Annotated in this window: 1 protein-coding gene; it reads left to right on the top strand. The window is 71.6% G+C overall.

All coding sequences use genetic code 11. The features are described 5' to 3' along the window. Positions 1-251: 251 nt before the first annotated feature. A partial coding sequence (locus tag IE178_RS35185) for a nuclease-related domain-containing protein (RefSeq protein ID WP_318280431.1) occupies positions 252-637 on the top strand: 386 nt, incomplete at its 3' end.

Here is a 637-nt window from a genome sequence, read left to right as displayed (position 1 = left end):
CCCGATCCGGACCGGTGAGAGCTGTTACATGCTCTCCAGCCTTTCTCGTGCAGCGAGAACTGGCCATTTCCCTGTCCGGTGCCTGAATCCTGCCGAACGCGGCAGCGCGGGTTTTTCCGGTCCGCGGTCCGCGGATTTTTCTGCACGGTGTCACTGCCGACCGCTACCGTCCTGGTGCAGGACCTGACGAGGCAGGGGGTGGCATGGCAACGGCCGGGTACCGGGGCGGTGCAGGCGCGAGCGCAAGACGGATGGCAGACGTTGCGCGGGCCGCCGAGCGGGCGGCGCAGCATCGGCGGGCCAAGGTGGTGCTGCCGCTCCTCACGGCGGCCGCCGCGGTGGCCGGCTGGGCTGTGGCCGCTGTGGGGTCCTGGCAGCTCGGCTTGGTCGCCGGGCTCGTCGTAGCCGGGCTGGGCGTGTGGCGGTTGTACCGGCGGGCCCGCAACAGCTGGGCGGTGGGCGCCGCCGGCGAGGCTCGGACGGCGCGGCTTCTGGCCCCGCTCGTCCGCCGGGGCCACGCCGTGATACTTCACGACCGGGCCGTTCCGGGGAGCCGCGCGAACCTGGACCATCTGGTCTTCACGGCCGCCGGCGCGTTCTACATCGACACGAAGAACTGGACGTCGAGAAGGTCCCG

It is taken from the genome of Streptomyces griseoloalbus, assembly GCA_014650015.1.
Lineage (GTDB): Bacteria > Actinomycetota > Actinomycetes > Streptomycetales > Streptomycetaceae > Streptomyces > Streptomyces griseoloalbus.
The sequence above is the reverse complement of the archived record's forward strand: the minus strand, read 5'-3'. Positions and strand labels throughout refer to the sequence as shown.